1 protein-coding gene is annotated in these 1,282 nt (G+C 66.1%); it reads left to right on the top strand.

The genetic code is table 11. The features are described from left to right. Positions 1-1,282 (top strand): condensation domain-containing protein (locus AC5Y4C_RS20955; RefSeq protein WP_500008529.1); only part of this gene is annotated, 1,282 nt, incomplete at both ends.

Genomic DNA, 1,282 nt, shown 5'->3' with positions numbered 1-1,282 from the left:
CAAACGGTTGGTGGGTTACGTCGTCGGCGAGCTCGACCCGGCGGAGGCGCGGGCGGCGTTGAGTCACCGGTTGCCGGCTTACATGGTGCCGACTGCGGTGGTGCCGATCGACGCGCTGCCGCTGACCGTCAACGGCAAACTCGACGTTCGCGCGCTGCCTGCGCCGGAATACGTTGGGGGCGAAACGTTTCGTCCTCCGTCGACGATGGTCGAGGAAGTTCTCGCCGGCATCTTCACGCAAGTACTGGGAGTCGGGCGCGTCGGTGTGGACGACTCGTTCTTCGATCTCGGAGGCGACAGCATCTCGGCGATGCGGCTGGCCGCTGCCATCAATGCAGCGTTGGAAGTTCAAATCGGGGTGCGGACCGTATTCGACGCGCCGACGATCGCGCAGTTGGCACCCCGGCTCGGTAGGGAATCGGCTGGGTTCGAGCCATTAGTGGCGGGTGAGCGCCCGGAGGTGCTGCCACTGTCGTTCGCGCAGACTCGGCTGTGGTTCCTCGACCAGTTGCAGGGGCCGTCGCCGGTCTACAACATGGCGGTGGCGTTGTGGCTGTGCGGGCATCTTGACGTGGATGCGGTGCGGGCGGCACTGGGTGACGTGGTGGCCCGCCACGAGAGCTTGCGCACGCTGTTCGTGGCACACGACGGTGTACCGCAGCAGTTGGTGGTGCCGGCTGACACCGCCGAATTCGGTTGGGAGGTGATCGACGCCAGCGGCTGGCCGACTGATCACCTACAGGAGGCGGTGGCAGCCGTGACGCGCCATGCCTTCGACCTCGCCACCGAAATCCCGTTGCGTATCACGCTTTTCCACATCCGCGATGACGAGCATGTGCTGGTCGGCCTGGTGCACCATATTGCCGCCGACGGCTGGTCGGTGTCGCCGCTGCTGAGTCATCTGAATCAGGCATATGCCAGCCGCTGCGCGGGGCACGCCCCCGACTGGGCGCCGCTGCCGGTGCAATACGCCGACTACACGCTGTGGCAGCGGGCCCAGTTCGGCGAGCTTGCCGACCCGCAGAGTCGCATCGCCGTGCAGTTGGCTTACTGGGAGCAGGCTTTGGCGGACCTGCCTGAGCGCCTCCAGCTGCCGACCGATCGACCCTACCCACCGGTGGCCGACATGCGCGGCGACAGTGTGGAATTCGGCTGGCCGGCCGAGTTGCAGAACCAGCTGCGTCAGATCGCCGCTGAGCACAATGCGACCACTTTCATGGTGATCGAGGCCGCGTTGGCGCTGTTGCTGTCGCGGCTGAGCGGCGAATCCGATGTGGCGATC

It is taken from the genome of Mycobacterium sp. NGS35 (assembly GCF_059812855.1).
This window is presented reverse-complemented; position numbering and strand designations above follow the sequence as displayed.